The organism is Oleidesulfovibrio alaskensis DSM 16109, assembly GCF_000482745.1.
In the GTDB taxonomy this organism is placed as follows: Bacteria; Desulfobacterota; Desulfovibrionia; order Desulfovibrionales; family Desulfovibrionaceae; genus Oleidesulfovibrio; species Oleidesulfovibrio alaskensis.
In genome coordinates this window covers 407796-427233 of record NZ_AXWQ01000004.1, presented here as the reverse complement: position 1 = coordinate 427233, position 19438 = coordinate 407796, and the positions used below count along the sequence as shown (strand labels likewise).

Annotated in this window: 20 protein-coding genes; all 20 read right to left on the bottom strand. The window is 59.0% G+C overall.

Annotation, left to right across the window (positions count from 1 at the left end):
• Window positions 1-53: 53 nt before the first annotated feature.
• Entirely contained in the window at window positions 54-614 is a 561-nt protein-coding gene (locus H586_RS0102225; RefSeq protein ID WP_027181254.1) for a hypothetical protein, read from the bottom strand.
• 46 nt (window positions 615-660) lie between these two features.
• Window positions 661-3075 (bottom strand): endopeptidase La, encoded by a 2415-nt coding sequence (gene lon, locus H586_RS17835; protein WP_011368311.1) that lies wholly within the window; start codon window positions 3073-3075, stop codon window positions 661-663.
• Window positions 3076-3195: 120 nt separating this feature from the next.
• Complete coding sequence (locus H586_RS0102215) at window positions 3196-3471, bottom strand: acylphosphatase (RefSeq protein WP_027181253.1); 276 nt, start codon at window positions 3469-3471, stop codon at window positions 3196-3198.
• Between the two features lie 40 nt (window positions 3472-3511).
• A complete protein-coding gene (gene radC / locus H586_RS0102210; protein ID WP_011368309.1) occupies window positions 3512-4189 on the bottom strand; it encodes a RadC family protein in 678 nt (225 codons plus the stop codon).
• Between the two features lie 136 nt (window positions 4190-4325).
• Window positions 4326-5300 (bottom strand): DNA polymerase III subunit delta, encoded by a 975-nt coding sequence (locus tag H586_RS0102200; protein ID WP_027181252.1) that lies wholly within the window; start codon window positions 5298-5300, stop codon window positions 4326-4328.
• A gap of 96 nt (window positions 5301-5396) precedes the next feature.
• Window positions 5397-5954: an LPS assembly lipoprotein LptE gene (lptE, locus tag H586_RS17830; RefSeq protein ID WP_011368306.1), complete on the bottom strand. Its 558-nt coding sequence runs from the start codon at window positions 5952-5954 to the stop codon at window positions 5397-5399.
• Window positions 5938-8427 (bottom strand): leucine--tRNA ligase, encoded by a 2490-nt coding sequence (gene leuS, locus H586_RS0102190; protein WP_027181251.1) that lies wholly within the window; start codon window positions 8425-8427, stop codon window positions 5938-5940. Before leuS ends, lptE begins: the two co-directional genes overlap by 17 nt.
• 48 nt (window positions 8428-8475) lie before the next feature.
• On the bottom strand, window positions 8476-8940 hold the full coding sequence (nusB, locus tag H586_RS0102185) for a transcription antitermination factor NusB (RefSeq protein WP_011368304.1): 465 nt from the start codon (window positions 8938-8940) through the stop codon (window positions 8476-8478).
• Window positions 8941-8943: 3 nt separating this feature from the next.
• Window positions 8944-9414, bottom strand: coding sequence for a 6,7-dimethyl-8-ribityllumazine synthase (gene ribH, locus H586_RS0102180; RefSeq protein ID WP_011368303.1), 471 nt, complete (start codon window positions 9412-9414; stop codon window positions 8944-8946).
• A gap of 126 nt (window positions 9415-9540) precedes the next feature.
• On the bottom strand, window positions 9541-10764 hold the full coding sequence (locus H586_RS0102175; RefSeq protein WP_011368302.1) for a bifunctional 3,4-dihydroxy-2-butanone-4-phosphate synthase/GTP cyclohydrolase II: 1224 nt from the start codon (window positions 10762-10764) through the stop codon (window positions 9541-9543).
• Between the two features lie 72 nt (window positions 10765-10836).
• Window positions 10837-11511, bottom strand: a complete 675-nt coding sequence (locus H586_RS0102170; RefSeq protein ID WP_011368301.1) for a riboflavin synthase — start codon at window positions 11509-11511, stop codon at window positions 10837-10839.
• Between the two features lie 5 nt (window positions 11512-11516).
• Complete coding sequence (gene ribD, locus H586_RS0102165) at window positions 11517-12638, bottom strand: bifunctional diaminohydroxyphosphoribosylaminopyrimidine deaminase/5-amino-6-(5-phosphoribosylamino)uracil reductase RibD (protein ID WP_027181250.1); 1122 nt, start codon at window positions 12636-12638, stop codon at window positions 11517-11519.
• Window positions 12639-12640: 2 nt separating this feature from the next.
• Window positions 12641-13108, bottom strand: coding sequence for a deoxycytidylate deaminase (locus H586_RS17825; RefSeq protein ID WP_011368299.1), 468 nt, complete (start codon window positions 13106-13108; stop codon window positions 12641-12643).
• 98 nt (window positions 13109-13206) lie between these two features.
• Window positions 13207-14445, bottom strand: coding sequence for a serine hydroxymethyltransferase (glyA, locus tag H586_RS0102155; RefSeq protein ID WP_011368298.1), 1239 nt, complete (start codon window positions 14443-14445; stop codon window positions 13207-13209).
• Between the two features lie 70 nt (window positions 14446-14515).
• Window positions 14516-15763 (bottom strand): beta-ketoacyl-ACP synthase II, encoded by a 1248-nt coding sequence (gene fabF / locus H586_RS0102150; protein WP_027181249.1) that lies wholly within the window; start codon window positions 15761-15763, stop codon window positions 14516-14518.
• 175 nt (window positions 15764-15938) lie between these two features.
• Window positions 15939-16169, bottom strand: coding sequence for an acyl carrier protein (acpP, locus tag H586_RS0102140; protein ID WP_011368296.1), 231 nt, complete (start codon window positions 16167-16169; stop codon window positions 15939-15941).
• A 65-nt stretch (window positions 16170-16234) separates the two neighbouring features.
• Window positions 16235-16978: a 3-oxoacyl-[acyl-carrier-protein] reductase gene (gene fabG / locus H586_RS0102135; RefSeq protein ID WP_027181248.1), complete on the bottom strand. Its 744-nt coding sequence runs from the start codon at window positions 16976-16978 to the stop codon at window positions 16235-16237.
• Window positions 16979-17106: 128 nt separating this feature from the next.
• Entirely contained in the window at window positions 17107-18099 is a 993-nt protein-coding gene (locus H586_RS0102130; protein WP_011368294.1) for a beta-ketoacyl-ACP synthase III, read from the bottom strand.
• A gap of 63 nt (window positions 18100-18162) precedes the next feature.
• Window positions 18163-19206 carry a phosphate acyltransferase PlsX gene (gene plsX, locus H586_RS0102125; RefSeq protein WP_027181247.1) on the bottom strand — a complete coding sequence of 348 codons (1044 nt, stop codon included), beginning with the start codon at window positions 19204-19206 and terminating at the stop codon, window positions 18163-18165.
• Complete coding sequence (rpmF, locus tag H586_RS0102120; protein WP_011368292.1) at window positions 19196-19378, bottom strand: 50S ribosomal protein L32; 183 nt, start codon at window positions 19376-19378, stop codon at window positions 19196-19198. Before rpmF ends, plsX begins: the two co-directional genes overlap by 11 nt.
• Window positions 19379-19438 lie beyond the last annotated feature (60 nt).

Sequence of the window (19438 nt, the reverse complement as noted above, 5' to 3'; positions counted from 1 at the left end):
GGGAGGTTCCGCCGCAGGAGTGCCGCAGTTCCGGCGCCCGTCGCAGCTGCAGGTCACGGCATGCCGCTGCCTGTGCGTGCGGTGTGCTGCGCCCAGCACATGTGGAACAGCCAGCCGGAATCGCAGTGCAGTTTTTGCGGAGGAAGCGGTTTTGCCGTCAACAGCGGGGCGCCTGTTGCTTCCTGCGCCGTGATGGCGCGGGGGGTGCACCGGCAGCCCAGACCGTAGGGCGGCATATAGCGCAGCAACTGCGGATGCGAGGCGGGCAGCACGTGCCCATGCAGCGCGGCGCAGCAGGAGCAGGCCGGAGGCAGAGCCGTCTGTATGCCACAGGGGCTGCCGGGCGGCAGCATATCACCGGATAACTCATCGCGGCTTTGTATGGTGCCGGAAAGGCAAGGGACATCCTGAAGTTCCACCCTCAGATACAGGGCTGGATTTTCCAGCAGTGCGCGCATGGTATCCAGCTCACGCTCTTTGCGCTGCAGAACCAGATCCATGAAGGCGTCTATATCTTCCTGCCGCGCATCGTTTTCTTCAAACAAAAGCCAGATGACCTGTCCCGTCAGCCTGCTGTACAGCGGGTGCTTGTCGGAGAGCTGTTTCATATCCATGGCAGTGCCGAAAAAACGGGCACGGCAGTGCCGTGCCCGTCTGATGTTATTTTTTATCCAGCCCCAGAGCCAGCGGCAGGATATCGTTGATGTGTTCGGCCGGATGCACGTTGATTTTGCGCAGCAGGTCGGCGGGAATGTCTTCAAGGTCTTTTTTGTTCTGGTGCGGAATAAAGGCATGGCTGAGTCCCCGTGCCACCGCGGCCAGAATTTTTTCCTTGATGCCGCCCACGGGCAGCACCCTTCCGCGCAGGGTTATTTCGCCCGTCATGCACAGGTCGCTGTTGACCGAACGTCCGGTAAGCGCCGAAATGAGCGCCGTGAGCAGTGTGACACCGGCAGAAGGGCCGTCTTTGGGCGTGGCACCGGCAGGAACGTGAATGTGGATGTCGAGGTTGGAAGAAAACTCGGGGTCCACGTCAAGTTCTGCCGCATGGCTGCGGACATAGCTTACGGCCGCCTGTGCGCTTTCTTTCATCACGTCGCCCAGCTGGCCGGTAAGCGTAAGTTTACCCTTGCCTTTCATGGTGCTTACTTCCACGTTCAGCACTTCGCCGCCGTATGGAGTCCATGCCAGCCCCAGCGCCACGCCGGGCAGCAGCTCGCGTTCTTTCTGTTCATCTATGAACCGCGGTGCGCCGAGCAGTTTTTCCAGCACTTTTACCGTAACGCGGAACGGGCCGTCTTCACCTTCGGCTTTACGCCGTGCCAGTTTGCGGCACACGGTGCCCAGTTCGCGTTCAAGATTACGCAGACCGGCTTCTCGGGTGTATTCGTCGATGATTTTGGTTATCACGTTGTCCGCTATCTGAACGTCGTCTTCGTTCAGACCGTTTTCTCCGGCCTGTCTGGGCAGCAGGTAGCGGCGGGCTATTTTTGCTTTTTCCTGCATGGTGTAACCGGGAATGCGGATGATCTCCATGCGGTCGCGCAGCGGTGCGGGAATGGTTTCCAGCTGGTTCGCCGTGCATATGAACATGACCTTGGAAAGATCGAAGGGCACGTTCAGGTAATGGTCGCTGAAGCTGAAGTTCTGTTCAGGATCAAGCACTTCCAGCAGGGCGGAGGAAGGGTCTCCGCGGAAGTCGGAGCCGAGCTTGTCTATTTCGTCCAGCATGATGACCGGGTTGCGCGTGCCCAGCTGTTTTATGGTCTGTATGATACGGCCGGGCATGGCGCCGATATAGGTGCGCCGGTGTCCGCGTATTTCAGCTTCGTCACGCATGCCGCCCAGTGATATACGCTGGAACTTGCGGCCCAGAGCGCGCGCGATGGACCGTCCGAGCGAAGTTTTGCCCACGCCGGGAGGGCCGGAAAAGCACAGAATGGGGCCTTTGGACTTGGGATTGAGCTTGCGCACGGAAAGATATTCCAGAATACGGTCTTTGACTTTTTCAAGCCCGTAATGGTCTTCATCCAGAATGGCCTGTGCTCTGGGAATATCTATGCGGTCGCGCGAGAGTTTTTTCCATGGCAGTTCCGCAAGCCACTCCAGATAGGTGCGCACAACGGTGGCTTCTGAAGATTCCGGATGCATGACCGAAAGACGGCGTAGCTGCTTGTCGGCTTCTTTGCGCACATCTTTGGGCAGACCGGCCTTGGCAAGCGACTCGATGAGCTCGTCCATGTCTTCGTCGCCGTCCGGACCTTCACCCAGTTCACGGCGTATGGCTTTCATCTGTTCGCGCAGAAAATAGTCTTTCTGTGCCTTGTCCATGCCTTCCTTGGCCATGCTCTGGATTTTTGCCTGCATGGCAGCCACTTCCACCTCTTTGACCAGCTGCTCATTAACCAGCGTGAGCCGTTCGTCAGGGTCGGTGCATTCAAGAATGGTCTGCGCATCGGCCACCTTCATGCGCAGGTTGGCCGCTATAAGGTCGGCAAGGCGTCCGGGTTCATCAACGCCGTTGAGTACGGCCATGATGTCTGCAGTGGGCACACCGCGCAGAGAAAGAATTTTTTCACTCTGTTCGCGGGCGGAGCGGATCATTGCTTCCTGTTCCACGGTAAGGGGACCTGCTTCCGGCTCTTCTATGGCTTCCACCTCGGCCAGCAGGTAGGGGTCTTCAGAAACAAAGTTTTTCACTTTGGCACGGCTGATGCCCTGCACCAGAACCTTCAGGCGGCCGTCAGGCATCTTGAGCATGCGCATGATCATGACTACAGTGCCTGTTTTGTGCAGATCATCCCCTGTGGGATCGTCCACGGCTTCGTCGTGCTGGGTGCAGATCATCATATAGCGGCTGCCGTTAAGCGCCGCATCCACGGCCTGCACCGATTTTTCTCTGCCCACAAAAAGCGGCAGAATCATGTAGTTGAATACAACAATATCGCGGACGGCAAGCACCGGTAGTTCCGCGGGAAAATCATTCAGCAGTTCGTTCATATGCTCTGCGGCTTCCTCAATGGAAGCTCCGCTTTCGTGTATGTCGAGGCTTTCTGCGTCGTTTCTGTCGCTCATGCCTTCTCCTTCCATTAATCGGGGGCCGTGGGTCGGCGTTTCCCGGTTGTACCGGCGGCTGGGAATGCCCGTTGCGTCTGCGCCGGTCTGCCGCGGCGCGGCAGATGCATAGCGTGTTCCCTAGTATGTTATCAGAAAATCGTGTTCCGTTTGCGCGGGCAGCTGTACCGTGGTGCAGTCCACCCGGGTTACGGCGCTGAAGGCAGGCCCGCGGTGCAGCGCCCGGGCAAAGACATCCAGAGCGCCGGCTTCGCCCGCCGCTTCCAGCATCACCGTGCCGTCCGGCGCATTTTTCACCCAGCCGCGCAAGCCCAGTGCAGCGGCCTTGCGTTTTGTCCAGTAGCGGAAGCCCACTCCCTGCACTCTGCCGTGCACCGTACATGCTATGCGGTTCATGGCGTGTCCTTTGTCCGTGCCGGCGGCTGTGCTGCCGGATTTAGAAAAGCCCGTCTTCCTTGAGACTGTAATGCCCTTCCTCGGTCACAATGACATGGTCTACCAGCGTCATGCCCAGCGATGCGGCGCTGCGCGCCACCAGTTTGGTCACTTCCACATCCGGTGCGGAGGGCCGTGCACTGCCGCCGGGGTGGTTGTGCACCAGTATCAGCCCGCTTGCCTTGTAGCGCAGTGCCGCTTCCATCAGGTCGCGCGGGTAAATGGCAGATGCGTTTACCGTGCCTCTTGTGGCGCGTTCCCATGCAAGCAGTCTGTTCTGCCTGTCCATGTAGGCCACCCACACTTCCTCATGGGGGCAGCCTGCCAGACGCGTTCTGGCCATGTCCGCCACGGCGCGCGAAGAAACCAGCAGTGTCCGTTCTCTCATGGGGGCTTCGGCATAGCGCGCTATGAACTCGCGCAGCAGCAGCCAGAAACTTTCCATGGCCGGACCTACCCCTTTTTCCGCCATAAGCTCCTGCGGCCGGGCATCCAGCACGCCCCGCAGCGAACCGAACCGCCCGAGCAGCCGCTTGGCAAGCGGCTTGGTGTCCTGCCTGCGCAGTACCATACCCAGAATCAGTTCCAGAATTTCATAGTCGGCCAGCTGGGTGGAGTCTTTTTTCAGCTTCTCGCGTAGGCGCTGCCGATGACCATGATAATGTGGTTCGTTGACCATAATAAGCAGTTACCCGCCGGTGGCAAGGCTGTAAAGCCGCTTTACAGTGTAAAAAAGGGTGATTTGCGTCTGAAAAAGAGAAAAATCCTGCGACAGGAAGGAAACATGGCGGAAAAATACCGTCATGATGGCCATGCTATGGCCTGCGGGGTGCAAAAAGCGCCAGCAGGCCACCGATAAGGGCTTCCATGGCCTGATCGGGAGAGCGCTCACCCGACTTTATGCCTTTTTCCGCCTCCAGTGCCAGATCCCACATACGCATGATTCCGCGGTACCGCAGCTGCTGCGCCGTGCGGGTTTTGGACTGGAGCACCGCCGCGGGCAGGCGGACGGATTCGCCGGAGAGCAGTTGCCACATCATGCGGGCTTCGCGCTGCAGCATGCCCAGAAACTGAAAGACGAGACCGTCGTTGGCGGAACTGCTGCCCATGACTTTGCGCCATACTTTGTCGTGCTGGGTGCCGGACTGAACAGCCCGTATGAATCCGAAAATATCCAGATCGGCCGCATGGTCGCCCAGTGCCGATGTATCGGCGCTTATGACACCGTCGGCTCCTCCCGCCAGAGCCAGTTTTTCCAGTTCGTTCCGGGCTGCGGTGGCATCGGCGGGCAGGGCGGCGCATATGGCCGGCAGAGCGCCGGGAGCAAAGCGTACCCCGCGTTTCTGCGCCCAGGCCGAAGCAAATCCCTGCAGGCTGCGTTCGTCCAGACCGGGCGATTCCCAAATCCAGCCCTGTCCGGCGGCGAACTTCCAGCAGGCTGTTTTTTGTACGGCAGCCGGCACTTTTGCCTTGCCGCGCTCAAAAGCAACCTCCAGACAGATGAACGCCCATGACGTGGGCGATGCCTGCCGCAGTGACTCGCTGAGCTTCTTCCAGTCCGCGGCGGCAAGGTTCTGGGCATTGCGGACAACCAGTGCCTTGGGAGTGGCAAATAGCCCCTGCAGGGTCAGGTGTTCCCAGAACGAAGCGGCCAGTCCCTCGTCGCCCCAGTAGACGTGACGTTCCCATGCACCGTGCGAAGAGGAGTGTGCCGCAAGCTGTCCTTCGATACGGTCGCGCAGAAGCTGCCCGTCGGGACATACGATGAAACTGAATCCGTCTTTTGCCATGGTTGCGGGTAGTGCCTGTTTGCTGGTTGGTGGTTGAAAAACGCCCGGAGAGCCTATCGGTCTCCGGGCGTTATATACGATGGCTGTATGAAGGGTCTAGAAGCTGTGTCGCATTCTGTCCACCACATACTGCGTGGCTTTGCGCACCGCGGAGTAAGCGGCCTGCTGGTCTGTGCCGGAAAACGTCCGGTAGGTTTCGCTGACGGAGGTGAAGCCGGAATCCCAGACAACGGTGTTGGTGTTGTCGTCATACACGGCAGCCTTCAGCGAAACCGATGCGCTGAACAGACGGTCGGAATCATCCGTATCTGTGGCGCGTCCGGTCACTGTGATTTTATCCACAATGACAGCTATGGAGTAGTCCGTTCTGCCGTTGTCTTTCCATGTGGCCATGTGCCTGTTGGTTATCTCGTCGCGCATTTCAGCGCGGATGACGGCACCGACCCACGGAAACAGCGAGGGGTTGACCACTTCGCGTATGCGGATGGTGGCCTGCGGTCCGCCGAACACGGAAGGTTCGTCCGCGGCCAGCCGGTAGCCGCCGCAGCCCTGCAGCGCAAAAAGCACACAGGCCAGCACGGCGCACAGTACCGCTGTGCGTATGGCGGACGCGCCGCGCGTACGGGCGCGTATGTTGTCAGCTTGCGACGACATTGACCATTTTCCCCGGGATGACAATTACCTTGCGGACGGTGAGTCCTTCGGTATGGCGTACCACGTTGGCTTCTGCAAGAGCAAGCTTTTCAAGCTCTTCCTTGCCGGTGCCTGCGGGTACGGTCATTTTGGAACGCAGCTTGCCGTTGACTGAAACCGGAATGACCACCTCGTCCCTGAGCAGGGCGTCTTCGTCGTATCGGGGCCACGGTCTTGCGGTAAGCATGTCCTTGTGGCCCAGCTGTTCCCACAGTTCTTCGCACAGATGCGGGGTGATGGGCGCCAGCATGGCCAGCACTGACGACACTGCCGAGCCTAGCACTCTGCGGCCTTTTTCGTCGGCACCCAGTTCGTCGCGGGTAAGATACAGCGCGTTGACCAGTTCCATCACGGCAGAAATAGCGGTGTTGAACTGGAATCTGTTCTGAATGTCGGCACCGGCTTTTTTGACGGTGGCGTGTTCCTTCTGCCGGATATCCTTTGCGGCCGCGCCGGTGCAGTCATCGCTGCTGCTGGAGCAGGGGGCCATGGGCGCCATGCCCGCAGGCAGGTCTTCCACCAGCCGCCACACGCGGTTTACAAACCGGCTTGCGCCTTCGATGCCGGAGTCGGACCAGTCGAAGTCACGTTCGGGCGGTGCCGCGAAAAGGCAGAACAGGCGGACGGTGTCGGCACCGTAGCGGCTGATCATTTCAGTGGGATCAACCACATTGCCCTTTGACTTTGACATCTTGGCGCCGTCCATCAGCACCATGCCCTGCGTCAGCAGGTTGGCGAAAGGTTCGTCAAGGTCCATGTAGCCGCAGTCGCGCAGTGCCTTGATAAAGAAACGCGCATACAGCAGGTGCAGAATGGCGTGTTCCACGCCGCCTATGTACTGGTCCACGGGCAGCCAGTACTTGAGTGCCTGCGCATCAAAGGGGGCTTCATTGTCACCGGCCGACGTGTAGCGCGCAAAATACCATGAGGACTCCACGAAGGTGTCCATGGTGTCGGTTTCGCGCCGTGCTTTTTCTCCGCATGCAGGGCACCGGCATTCGTAGAATTCCGGAGTTTCGCCCAGCGGCGAGCGGCCGTCGGAACGGGTCTTTATGTCCAGCGGCAGACGGACGGGCAGGTTTTCTGCTTTTTCGGGCACAATGCCGCATTTTTCGCAGTAGACCACGGGAATGGGCGCACCCCAGTAACGCTGGCGCGAGATATTCCAGTCACGCAGGCGGTAGTTGACGGTGCGTTTGCCTTTGCCGTTGGCTTCAAGCCATTCGGCTATTTGGGTTTTGCCTTCTTCGTTGGGCAGCCCGCTGAACTGGCCCGACCCGACCATGGTTCCCTGACCGGTATAGGCGGTTTCCATGGTTGCAGGTGTCAGTTCCGCGCCTTCGGGCTGGATGACAACTTCCATCGGCAGGTCGTATTTACGGGCGAATTCAAAGTCGCGCTCGTCATGCGCGGGCACGGCCATGACGGCGCCCGTGCCGTATTCGGCCAGTACAAAGTTGGCCACATAGATGGGCATTCTGCGTCCGCTGAGCGGATTGATGCAGTATGCGCCCGTGAACACGCCTTCTTTTTCCAGCGTGTCTGCGGTGCGTTCAATGCGGTCCATGTTGCGTATACGCGTGACAAAAGCCCTGACAGTCTCTTCCTGCCCGGTGCCGGTGATGAGTTTTTCCACCAGCGGATGTTCAGGAGCAATGCTCATGAATGTGGAACCGAACACCGTATCGGGGCGGGTGGTGAAAACCTTGACGGTTTCATCGCTGCCATCCACGGCAAATTCGATTTCGGCACCTACGGATTTGCCTATCCAGTTGTGCTGCATGGTCAGTACGCGGTCGGGCCATCCGCCGGTCAGTTTTTCAAGGTCGGCCAGCAGTTCTTCGGCGTAGGAGGTGATTCTGAGGAACCACTGCGCCAGATCACGTTGTTCGACCACTGAATCACAACGCCAGCACAGCCCGTCTATGACCTGCTCGTTGGCCAGTACCGTGTTGCATTTTGGGCACCAGTTCTGCGGTGCCTTTTTGCGGTATATCAGGCCTTTTTCCATGAATTTGAGGAAAAACAGCTGTTCCCAGCGGTAGTATTCCGCATCACAGGTGGCCAGTTCGCGGCGCCAGTCGTACGAATAGCCCAGCCTTTTAAGCTGGCTGCGCATATTGTCGATATTGGAGTATGTCCATTTGGCGGGGTGCGTGTCGTGCTTGATGGCGGCGTTTTCGGCAGGCAGTCCGAAAGCGTCCCAGCCCATGGGGTGTAGCACGTTGAAGCCCTGCATGCGCTTGAAGCGGGCGACCACGTCGCCTATGGAGTAGTTGCGGACGTGCCCCATGTGGATGTTGCCCGAAGGATAGGGAAACATCTCAAGCACGTAGTATTTGGGCTTGTCGGAGCCGTGCTCGCTGCGGAACATCTCCTTTTCTTCCCAAATATGCTGCCACTTCTCTTCAATGGCCTGAGGATTGTACTTCATAGCCGTGCTATTCCTTATGTATAGTCGTTGAGCGGTAAGAGTTCAGAATCAGTACTTGCACGTGATGGTGCCTGCTTCCAGCGCCTTGGCTGCCGCATCCAGTATGCCGTTGATGAAGTTGCGCGACTTGTCGTCGCCGAACTGCTTTGAAAGCTCTATGCCTTCGTTGATGGCCACTTTGGGCGGTACGTCGGCGCGGTAGAGCATTTCATATACGGCAAGGCGCAGGATGGTCAGTTCTATTTTGCCGATGCGCTCCACGCGCCAGTTCTGGGCAAAACGGGTGATGATCTCGTCCAGCGCTTTCTGATTGGTCCATGTGCCTTCGATAAGTTCCCAGGCAAACCCCACGGGGTGCGCTTCGCCTCCGCGGTCGCTCACGTCGGGCGATGCACAGTAGGCTTCCTGCAGCTGGGCCAGATCCTTGGCGGGCGAAAAGTTAAGCCCGTAAAGAACCTGAAAAGCAAGCGCCCGCGAAGAGCGCCGCGATGAATTGTTACCTTTTGCGGCCATGTGTTACAGCTGCTCCAGTACTCGGATCGTTTCAAGAACGGCGGAAGCAGCTTCCACGCCTTTGTTTCCGCCCTTGGAACCGGCGCGCTCGATGGCCTGTTCCAGCGTGTCGGTGGTCAGCAGGCCGAATCCCACGGGTACGCCGGATTCCAGCGCAACCTGTGCAAGGCCTTTGGTGGCTTCGTTGGCCACAAAATCAAAGTGCGGAGTGGCACCGCGGATGACGGCACCCAGAGCGATCACGCCGTCGTATTTGCCGGAGGCGGCCAGCTTTTTGGCGGCCACGGGCATTTCGAATGCGCCGGGCAGACGGATGAGGGTCATGTCTTCGCGGCTGCCGCCGCAGCGGGTCAGGTAGTCGACGGCGCCGCCAACCAGACGGTCAACGACAAAGTCATTGAAGCGGGTGGCGATGATGGCGAACTTCAGCCCCTTGGCGTCGAACTGGCCTTCGATGGTTTTCAGGTGCATCATGGTAAAAAGTCTCCTGATGGCGGCGCGGGGGCCGCGTGGCAAAGTGGAATATGCAGGTCGCACCCCGTGCCGGAACACGGGGTGCGCATCATCAACAAATTGAGGGGGCGGCCGGCGCCCCGGCTGTTACTGTTCCTGCCCTTCGTCGGAAAGATGCAGCATATGCCCCATCTTTTCCTTTTTGGTGCGCAGGTAATTTTCGTTAAATTCGCAGGCATGCATTTCGATGGGAACACGTTCGACCACCTGAATGCCGTAGCCTTCTATGCCCACGATTTTTTTCGGGTTGTTGGTCATCATGCGCATTTTGCGCACGCCCAGATCCACAAGAATCTGTGCGCCGATGCCGTAGTCGCGCAGGTCGGCCTTGAAACCCAGCTTGTGGTTGGCTTCCACGGTATCGTAGCCCTGATCCTGCAGCGCATAAGCCTTGATCTTGTTGGCCAGTCCGATGCCGCGGCCTTCCTGACGCATATACAGCACAACGCCTGCGCCTTCGGCTGCCACGGTGCACATGGCGGCTGCCAGCTGATCGCCGCAGTCGCAGCGCAGCGATCCCAGCACATCGCCGGTGAGGCATTCGGAGTGCACGCGCACAAGCACGGCGTCCTGATTTTTTATGTCGCCTTTGACCATGGCAAGGTGGGTTTCGTCACCGTGGTCGTTTTCGTAGGCGATAACAGTGAAGTCACCGTATTTGGTAGGCATTTTAGCTTCTGCCACCCGCTGTACGGAAAGTTGTCCGGGCTGCATACGGTACCTGATAAGATCGCGTATGGTGGCAATCTTCAGGCCGTGCTTTTCGGCAAATTCCACAAGATCAGGCATGCGGGCCATTTCGCCGTCGTCGCGGATTATCTCGCAAATGACGGCGGCGGGCTTGAGACCGGCAAGACGGGCCAGATCCACACTGCCTTCGGTCTGTCCGGCACGCACCATGACACCGCCCTTCTGGGCGCGCAGGGGAAAGATGTGGCCGGGGGTGACTATGTCTTCGGGCTTCACGTCGTCTTTCACTGCCGTAAGAATGGTCGTTGCGCGGTCTTTGGCGGAAATACCGGTGGTGACGCCCTGACGGGCTTCGATGGATACCGTGAAGTTGGTGCCGAATTTGGATTCGTTGCGGCGGGCCATCAGCGGCAGCTGCAGCTTGTCCACCCATTCGGGCGCCATGGCCAGGCATATGAGACCGCGGCCGTGCATGGCCATGAAATTGATGATCTCCGGAGTAACATGCTCGGCTGCAATGGTCAGGTCGCCTTCATTTTCGCGGTCTTCGTCGTCTACAAGAATGAGCATCCGTCCGCTGCGGATTTCCTCAATGGCCTCTTCGGCCGTGCACATAGGCATATCTGGGAACCTCTCGGTAAGTTGCGGTATCCTCCGGCGGTCGTGCCGCCGGCGGTTTGCGGCGTTTTACGGTTAAAAGCCGTGTTCGCGCAGAAAGTCCATTGTCAGAGTGCCGGCCCGGCTGTCGCCTGCGGTTGCGCCGCCTTTGTCTGCGGAGCTCCACGGGGTGAGCATGCGCTGAACATATTTGCCGATGATGTCGGTTTCCATGTTTACGCGGGTTCCGGGCTTCCAGTGCGCGATGGTTGTCACCTTTTGCGTTTCGGGAATGATGTTCACTTCCAGAAAATCCGGCCCGCAATGATTAACCGTAAGGCTGATACCGTCAAGAGTTACGGAGCCTTTATCCACCACCTGAATCCCGAATTCCTGCGGAAAGCCGAGCCGGTATACGCGCGAAAGCCCCGCAGGCTGCACCGACTGCACCGTGGCCAGACAGTCCACATGTCCGCTGACAATGTGCCCGCCCAGCCTGTCGCCCACTGCAAGCGCGCGCTCCAGATTAACGGCAGCGCCGGTGTGCAGGGCTCCAAGGTTGGAGCAGGACAGGGTTTCCGCAGATGCGTATGCGCTGAACCAGCTGTCAGCATAGGTTTCCACGGTAAGACATACGCCGTTCACGGCGATGGATTCGCCGGTGACATAGTCCGTCAGCGCAAAGCGGGGCCGGATGCGGAAACGGGTTTCACTGCCCCTGTTGTCTGCCGACAGGATTTCGCCCTGTCCGTTGATTATTCCGGTAAACATAGGTGTTATTTCCTCGGGCGCAAGGTCAGGATAACGTCTTCGCCGCTGCGGGCGACATTACAGATGCGCAGGCCCAGCGCCTGTTCCATGGTGGACGGTGTGCGGCCGTCAAACAGCGGTCTGGCCTGTGCGTCGGCCAGCAGTTTGGGGGCCATATGCAGTTCCAGCTCCTGCGCCACATTCATTTCCAGCATGGAAAGAGCCAGCATGCCGCCGCCTTCGCACAGGGTGTGGTAGCAGTCGTATTCGCTGCGCAGGCCCGCAAGGGCGGTATGCAGATCCAGTCTGCCCTTGCAGTTGCGGTCCAGTCCGGTCACGCGCACCCCCAGAGCGCGCAGGGCATCGGCCTTTTCGGAAGCCGCCACTGCGCGGGGTGTCCAGAAAATTGTTTCATGCGGGCGTTGCTGCAGCAGGTGCATGGAGGCTCCGGCATCGGGCAGCTGCGAGGTGACCACCACGGCCAGCGGTTGCCGGCGGATTCCTTCCAGCCGGCAGGTAAGTTGCGGATTGTCAGCGCGGAAGGTTCCTCCCCCGACGATGACGGCATCGGCGTGTCTGCGCAGTTCATGCACACGGCGGCGCGATTCTTCGCCGCTTATCCAGCGTGAGTGCCCTGTACGGGTGGCTATGCGGCCGTCCAGAGTGGAGGCAAGCTTGATGATGGTGTAGGGTAGGGGTGTTTTTTTCCATGTGATGAAGTCGTCCACCACATCTTCGCATTCCTGACGGCAGACCCCTGTTTCAACGGTGACTCCGTTTTCGCGCAGAAAATTTGCTCCGCCCTGTGCCACGGGGTTGGGGTCCATCATACCCACCACCACGTGCCGGATACCGGCCTGCAGCACGGCTATGGAGCACGGGGGCGTTTTTCCGGTGTGGTTGCATGGTTCCAGCGTTACCACCAGAGTGCATTCGGCGGGGTTCACTCCGCGTCGGGCGGCATCGCGCAGGCATTCTATTTCGGCATGCGGTTTACCATAGGCCGTGTGCCAGCCGCGCGCCACGGTCTGCCCGTCTTTTACCAGCACGGCACCCACGCAGGGATTGGGCGATGTGGCCCAGCGGCCTTTTTCGGCCAGCGCCACCGCCTCAAGCATGAAGGAAGAAAAAGGATGATCGTGTGACACGGCTATTTCCGTCCGGCCTGAGGATAATCAAGCACTTCAAATTTCACTCCGGCTTCGCGCATCATGGCCTCTGAGAGCGGGTCCGGATAGGGTTCCATGAAATACACTGCTGTCACTCCGCAGTTTATCAGCATTTTTGTGCAGATAAGGCAGGGCTGCGTGGTGCAGTATATTTCCGCACCGGCCAGTGATACCCCGTGGATGGCTGCCTGAATAATCACGTTCTGTTCGGCGTGCAGGCCACGGCATATTTCATGCCGCTGGCCGGAAGGCACTCCCAGCTCTTCGCGCAGGCAGCCCACATCAAGGCAGTGCGCCACATTGGAGGGCGCACCGTTGTAACCGGTGGCCAGAATGCGTTTGTCCTTGACCGCGATGGCGCCCACTTTGCGCCGCGTGCAGGTGGAACGCTCGGCCACAAGATAGGTGATGTCCATAAAATAATGAGGCCAGGGAAGTCTGCTGTGCATGCGTGATATCCGTGTGCCGCGCTGTGTGCGGCTTTAGCAGTGAATATAGCGGGGCGGTTTTGTCAAACCGCCCCGCTGCAATGTTGCTTTGTCTGCTGTTACCAGTGGAACAGCGGGAACTGACGGGCGAACTTTTCCACGTCGCGGCTTATTTCCGCCAGACGGGTTTCGTTGCCGATATTGCCCAGCGCGTCGATTATCCAGCCGGCCACTTTGACCATTTCAGCTTCTTTCATGCCGCGGGTGGTCAGGGCAGGGGTACCCAGCCGGATGCCCGAAGTCACGAAAGGCGAGCGGGTTTCAAAAGGCACCGTGTTTTTGTTGGCGGTGATGCCCGCAAGGTCAAGCGCATGCTGGGCATCTTTACCGGTGATATCCTTGTTTGTCAGGTCCACCAGCATCAGGTGGTTGTCGGTGCCGCCGGAAACCAGTTCAAAACCGGCATCGGTCAGGGTGGCGGCCAGTTTGGCGGCGTTGGCGACCACCTGCTTCTGGTAGGCGCCGAATTCGGGACGCAGCGCTTCGCCGAAGGCCACAGCCTTGGCGGCGATGACATGCATGAGCGGGCCGCCCTGAATGCCGGGGAAAATCTGGCTGTTCAGTTTTTTGGCGGCTTCTTCGTCCGACAGAATCATGCCGCCACGCGGACCGCGCAGGGTTTTGTGCGTGGTTGTGGTGGTGAAGTGCGCCGTGCCCACAGGGGAAGGATGCAGACCGGCGGCCACCAGACCGGCTATGTGTGCCATGTCGACCATAAGCAGGGAACCCACTTCGTCGGCTATGGCGCGGAACCGTGCAAAATCGATGATGCGGGAGTAGGCGCTGGCACCGGCCACAATCATGGCGGGGCGGTGCTCGCGTGCCAGTTCTGCCACGCTGTCATAATCTATGCAGCCGGTTTCGCGCGAGACACCGTAGAACACCACATTGTAGAACCGGCCCGAAAAGTTGACGGGGCTGCCGTGGGTCAGGTGTCCGCCGTGCGACAGATCCATGGCCAGAATGGTGTCGCCGGGAGTCAGCGCGGAAAAGTATACGGCCATATTGGCCTGGCTGCCGGAGTGGGGCTGGACGTTGGCGTACTGGGCGCCGAATATTTCGCAGGCGCGGTCGATGGCGAGGTTTTCCGCCACGTCGACAAATTCGCAACCGCCGTAATACCGCTTGCCGGGGTATCCTTCGGCGTATTTATGGGTCAGCACGCTGCCCTGTGCGGCGCGGACTGCGGGGGACACAAAGTTTTCAGAGGCGATGAGTTCCAGCTTGCCGGTCTGACGTTCCACTTCCTGAACAATGGCGCGACCGACTTCCGGATCCTGAATAAGCAGTTCGTCCATGGTTTCCACTCTCCGCGTTGTGGTTATGCCGCGCACCCCGCAGGGGGATGCGCGGCGGAGGGATTCGGTATTAGCCTTCCCAGCGCTTGAACAGCATGCACGCGTTGGTGCCGCCGAAGCCGAAGGAGTTGCTCAGCACGTATTGTGCCTGATACGACTCGGAACCGCCACCCATATAGTTGAGGTCGCAGTCTTCGTCGGGGGTTTCATAGTTTGCGGTACCGGGCACGGTGCCGGTTGCAAGGGTAAGACAGCTGAAAACGCCTTCCACGCCGCCGGCGGCCCCCAGCAGGTGGCCCGTCTGCGATTTGTTGGCGCTGATGCGCAGCTTGGACGCGTGGTCGCCGAACACTTTTTTCAGTGCCAGTGTTTCGCTCTTGTCGTTCAGCTGTGTCGAGGTGCCGTGGGCATTGATGCAGTCCACATCAGCGGGGCTGATGCCGGCTTCTTCAATGGCCATCAGCATGGCGCGTGCCATGCCTTCGGCGTCGTCGCGGGGGGCGGTCATATGAAACGCGTCGTCCGAAGAGCCGAAGCCCACGATTTCCGCGTATATGGTTGCCCCGCGGGCCCGGGCGGACTCAAGCGATTCGACCAGCAGCAGCCCTGCGCCTTCGCCGATGACAAAGCCGTCACGGTTGGCATCAAAGGGACGCGAAGCCTTTTCGGGGGCATCGTTGCTTGCGGTGGAAAGCGCACGCAGTGCTGTGAACCCGGACACGCCCATGGGGGTGATGGTGGATTCGGCACCGCCGGTGACCACAGCGTCGTAGCGGCCCACTTTTACCTCGGTAAAAGCATAGCCGATGGCGTGGGTGCCCGATGCGCATGCACTGGTCATCACAACGTTGCCGCCTTTGGCGCCTATTTCCATGGCAATCTGGCCGGGGGCCATGTTGGAGATAAGCTGGGGAATCATGAAGGGGGAGATGCGGTTGGGACCGGCTTCGACCAGTTTGGTATGAAACTGCTCGATGGTTTCCAGTCCGCCCAGCCCCACACCCAGAAGACAGGCCACGCGATGGGCCGTTTCTTCGGGCACGGTGTATTCTGCGTGCTTCATGAGTTGCTTGGCGCAGGCCACCGCGTACTGCGTAAAGCGGTCCATGCGGCGTGCCTGTTTGGGGGGAATATACTCGCCCAGGTCGAGGTCTTTTACCTCGCCCGCCACGCGGGATGTATATTCGCTGGCATCAAAACGGGTGATGGGCCCGATTCCGGACTTTCCGGCAATGAGATTTTCCCAGCTGGTTTCAACATTGTTGCCAAGCGGGGTTATTGCGGCAAGTCCGGTTACTACTACTCGTTTTCCAGTCATTCTATGTTCCTCGTGGGCATAACGCGGCGTAAAAGCCGTCCGTCCGGTGTCCGGTCTGGCCGGTGGCAGGGGCGGAAAAAAGCCTTTTTCGCAGCAGCCGGAAGAAAAGGGCAAAGCGCCTTATGACTCCGTCATAAGACGCCTGCTTGCATGTATTTGGAATGATGAGTGAAGACTATTGCTTGCCAGCGATGTAGTCGATGGCGTCTTTGACTTTCAGAATTTTCTGAGCGTCGTCGTCATCAATCTCGGTACCGAATTCTTCTTCCATGGCCATGATCAGTTCGGTCAGGTCCAGGGAGTCAGCACCCAGATCTTCCACAAAGGAAGCTTCGGGCTTTACTTCTTCGGCGGAAACGCCGAGCTGGTCCATGATGATCTTTTTGACTTTTTCTTCGACGGACATATTCCCTCCAATCGGTGTTATTTGTAGCTGAAGCGCAGGCAGGCAGCGGCCTGTCCGCAGGCGGGCTAGGTGTACAGACCGCCGTTGACGGCGATGACCTGCCCGGTAATGTAGCCAGCCTTGTCAGAAGCAAGAAAGGCCACGGCATCCGCCACATCCTGTGCACTGCCGAGACGGCGCAGCGGAATGGCGGAAAGGTACTGTTCGCGCACATTGTCGGCAAGCGCTCTGGTCATGTCGGTCTCTATGAAACCGGGTGCCACGGCGTTTACGGTGATGTTGCGCGCTGCAAGCTCCTTGGCGGCGGACTTGGTAAGTCCTATAAGACCGGCCTTGGCGGAGCAGTAGTTGGCTTGTCCGGCGTTGCCCATCTGGCCCACCACCGAGGTGATGTTGATGATGCGGCCGCAGCGTTGTCTGCTCATTATTTTGGCCGCTTCGCGGCTGCATGAAAAGGCGCCCTGCAGGTTTACACTGATAACCCGTGCAAAGTCCTCATCTTTCATGCGTATGAGCAGCCCGTCTTTGGTTATGCCGGCGTTGTTCACCAGCACATCCAGCCGGACTTTGTCCTTCACTTCGTTTTTAAAGAATGCGGCCACCTCTTCGGGGTCGCCCACATTCAGACGAAGGGCCCTTGCCTGTCCGCCCGCAGTGCGGATGGACTCGGCCACGGTTTCGGCTTCTTCAGGTTTGCTCACATAGGTAAGCAGTACCTGAAAACCTTGCGCGGCCAGTGTTTCGGCAATGCATTTGCCGATGCCGCGTGAGCCGCCCGTGACCAGTGCGGTGGAGATAAGTTCGCTCATTTTGGTTCGCTTTTTCTCTTCTTTACCGGAAGGCACCGCTTTATACCGTAAAGACAGTGTAACTTCAATTGTGAATTTCGGCAGCGAGTATCTTATATTCCGGAAGGTTACCGGTTATACACGCTTTTTCAGGTGCGCAGCAGCACTGCACCCCATGTGAATCCGCCTCCGAATGTGGTCAGCAGTACCGTGCGCCCGGGGGGCAGCAGGTTTTTACTGTCCGCATCGGCCAGTGCCAGAGGCACCGATGCAGCGGAAGTGTTGCCGTATTCCTGAAGATTCACAAATACTTTATCGGCAGGGATACCCAGTTTTTTTCCCACCGCTTCGATAATGCGCAGGTTTGCCTGATGGGGCAGCAGCATATCCACGTCTTCGCGGGCTATGCCGTTGCGCTCAAGCAGTTCTTCGCACACGCGTGCCATGCTGCGCACGGCGTGTTTGAATATTTCACGGCCTTCCATGCGGACGAAAAATTCGTCACCCACGGGCTGGCCGTGTTTGTAGGGAACGCTGGTTCCGCCACCGCTGATGAGCAGAAGATCACCCAACGCACCGTCTGAAGAAAGCAGGCTGTCTGCCACTTCCACGGCACGTCCCTCGTTGGGGTGACTGCCCACGATGACGGCGCCGGCGCCATCGCCGAACAGAACGCATGTCGAGCGGTCGTTCCAGTTGATGCGCCTGCTCAGCACTTCTGCAGCCACAACAAGCACCTTGGCGTCGGGGGTCAGAGCCACGATGCCCTGTGCCATGTTGAGAGCGTACAGAAAGCCGGAACAGGCGGCGTTTAGATCGAGCGCCATCAGGCCGGAAACACCGAGCTTGTGCTCGATGAGGCAGGCTGTGCTGGGGCACATGGCGTCGGGGGTACAGGTGGCCACAAGAATGTGGGTCAGTGCGTCGGCATGCAGTCCGGCATTTGCCAGAGCCTGCAGCGCGGCTTTTGCGCCAAGGTCGGATGTCGTTTCGCCTTCGGCGGCTATGTGGCGCTGCTTTATGCCGGTCCGCGTGGTGATCCACTCGTCCGTGGTGTCCACGAACGCTTCCATGTCGGTGTTGGTGAGAATCCGCTCCGGCGCGTGGGAGCCGAATCCGAGAATGTAGCTTTTTGTGGTCATTGGCAGGGTCCGTGAAACATGAAGCGGCGACGCAGGTAACGCGCCGCCGTCACGGGTCGGTAGTTATTGCTTGACGGCCTTGCCGTAGCTGGTCAGCTCTTCGTTGGCACTGATGGTCTCCACAAGGTGGTGGTAGGTGCCCTTGGAAACGAAGGTGCCCGCCATGCCTACGGCAGAAGCGATGGCCTTTTCATTGGAAGCACCATGGCACACGATGGCGATACCCTGCAAGCCGAGCAGGGGCGCGCCGCCGTATTCGGCGTAATCCACAAAGCGGGCAAAGCGCCGGAACGCGTCACGCGCCAGAAAAGTGCCTATCTTGGCTTTGATGCCGGTAAGCAGTTCGCGCTTGAGCAGACGGGCAAGCGAGCTGGCAAGCCCTTCGCTCAGCTTCAGCGCAACGTTGCCTACAAAGCCGTCGCACACGGCGACATCAACATTGCCGGTAAACAGGTCGCGCCCTTCTATGTTTCCGACAAAATTGATATTTTTGGCTTCGCGCAGCAATTCGTACGCTTCCTTCACCTGAGAGTTACCCTTGCCTTCCTCTTCGCCGATACTCAAAAGACCCACGCGGGGTGTTTCGATTTCCAGCAGGTCGCGGGCAAAGGCTTCGGCCATCAGGCCGAACTGGAAAAGGTGATAGGGTTTGCAGTCCACGTTGGCGCCCACGTCCAGAAGAACGCAGGGCTTTTTTTCCGTGGGCATCACAGATGCCAGTGCCGGACGCTCCACACCGGGAATGCGCCCCATGATGAACATGCCGCATGCCACTGTGGCACCGGAGTTGCCGGCGCTGACGATGCCGTCTGCATCACCGGAACGCACCAGCCTGCATGCCACCTGTACGGAGGCATCCTTTTTGCGGCGCAGGATGTCGGAGGGTTTTTCCTCCATGCCCGCCACCTGACTGGCGTGCACAATATCATAGGCCACCCCGTCAAGGGGCAGCCTATTGAGTTCCGCGCTGATTGCGTCCTTGTCGCCTACCAGGATAAGCTTCAGACTGTTTTCGCGGGCGGCCCGAACGGCGCCGGGAACAACTATGGAGGGACCGTGATCCCCGCCCATGGCGTCCACGGCGATCACCGGAACGCTATTGCTCATCGTCCTGCCTGAGCACCTGACGGCCGTTGTAGGAGCCGCAGCTGTTGCACACACGGTGGGGCAGTGCGGGTTCGCCGCAGGCGCAGTACACAACCGAAGGAACGGCCACACGGTGGTGAGAACGACGCATACCCTTTCTGGACTTGGATTTTTTGTTCTGTTGAACAGCCATGACTATCCTCTCTTTCTTTGTCGTCCGCGCGGACGGCGCGGAAGTGAGCCGTAAAGGCGT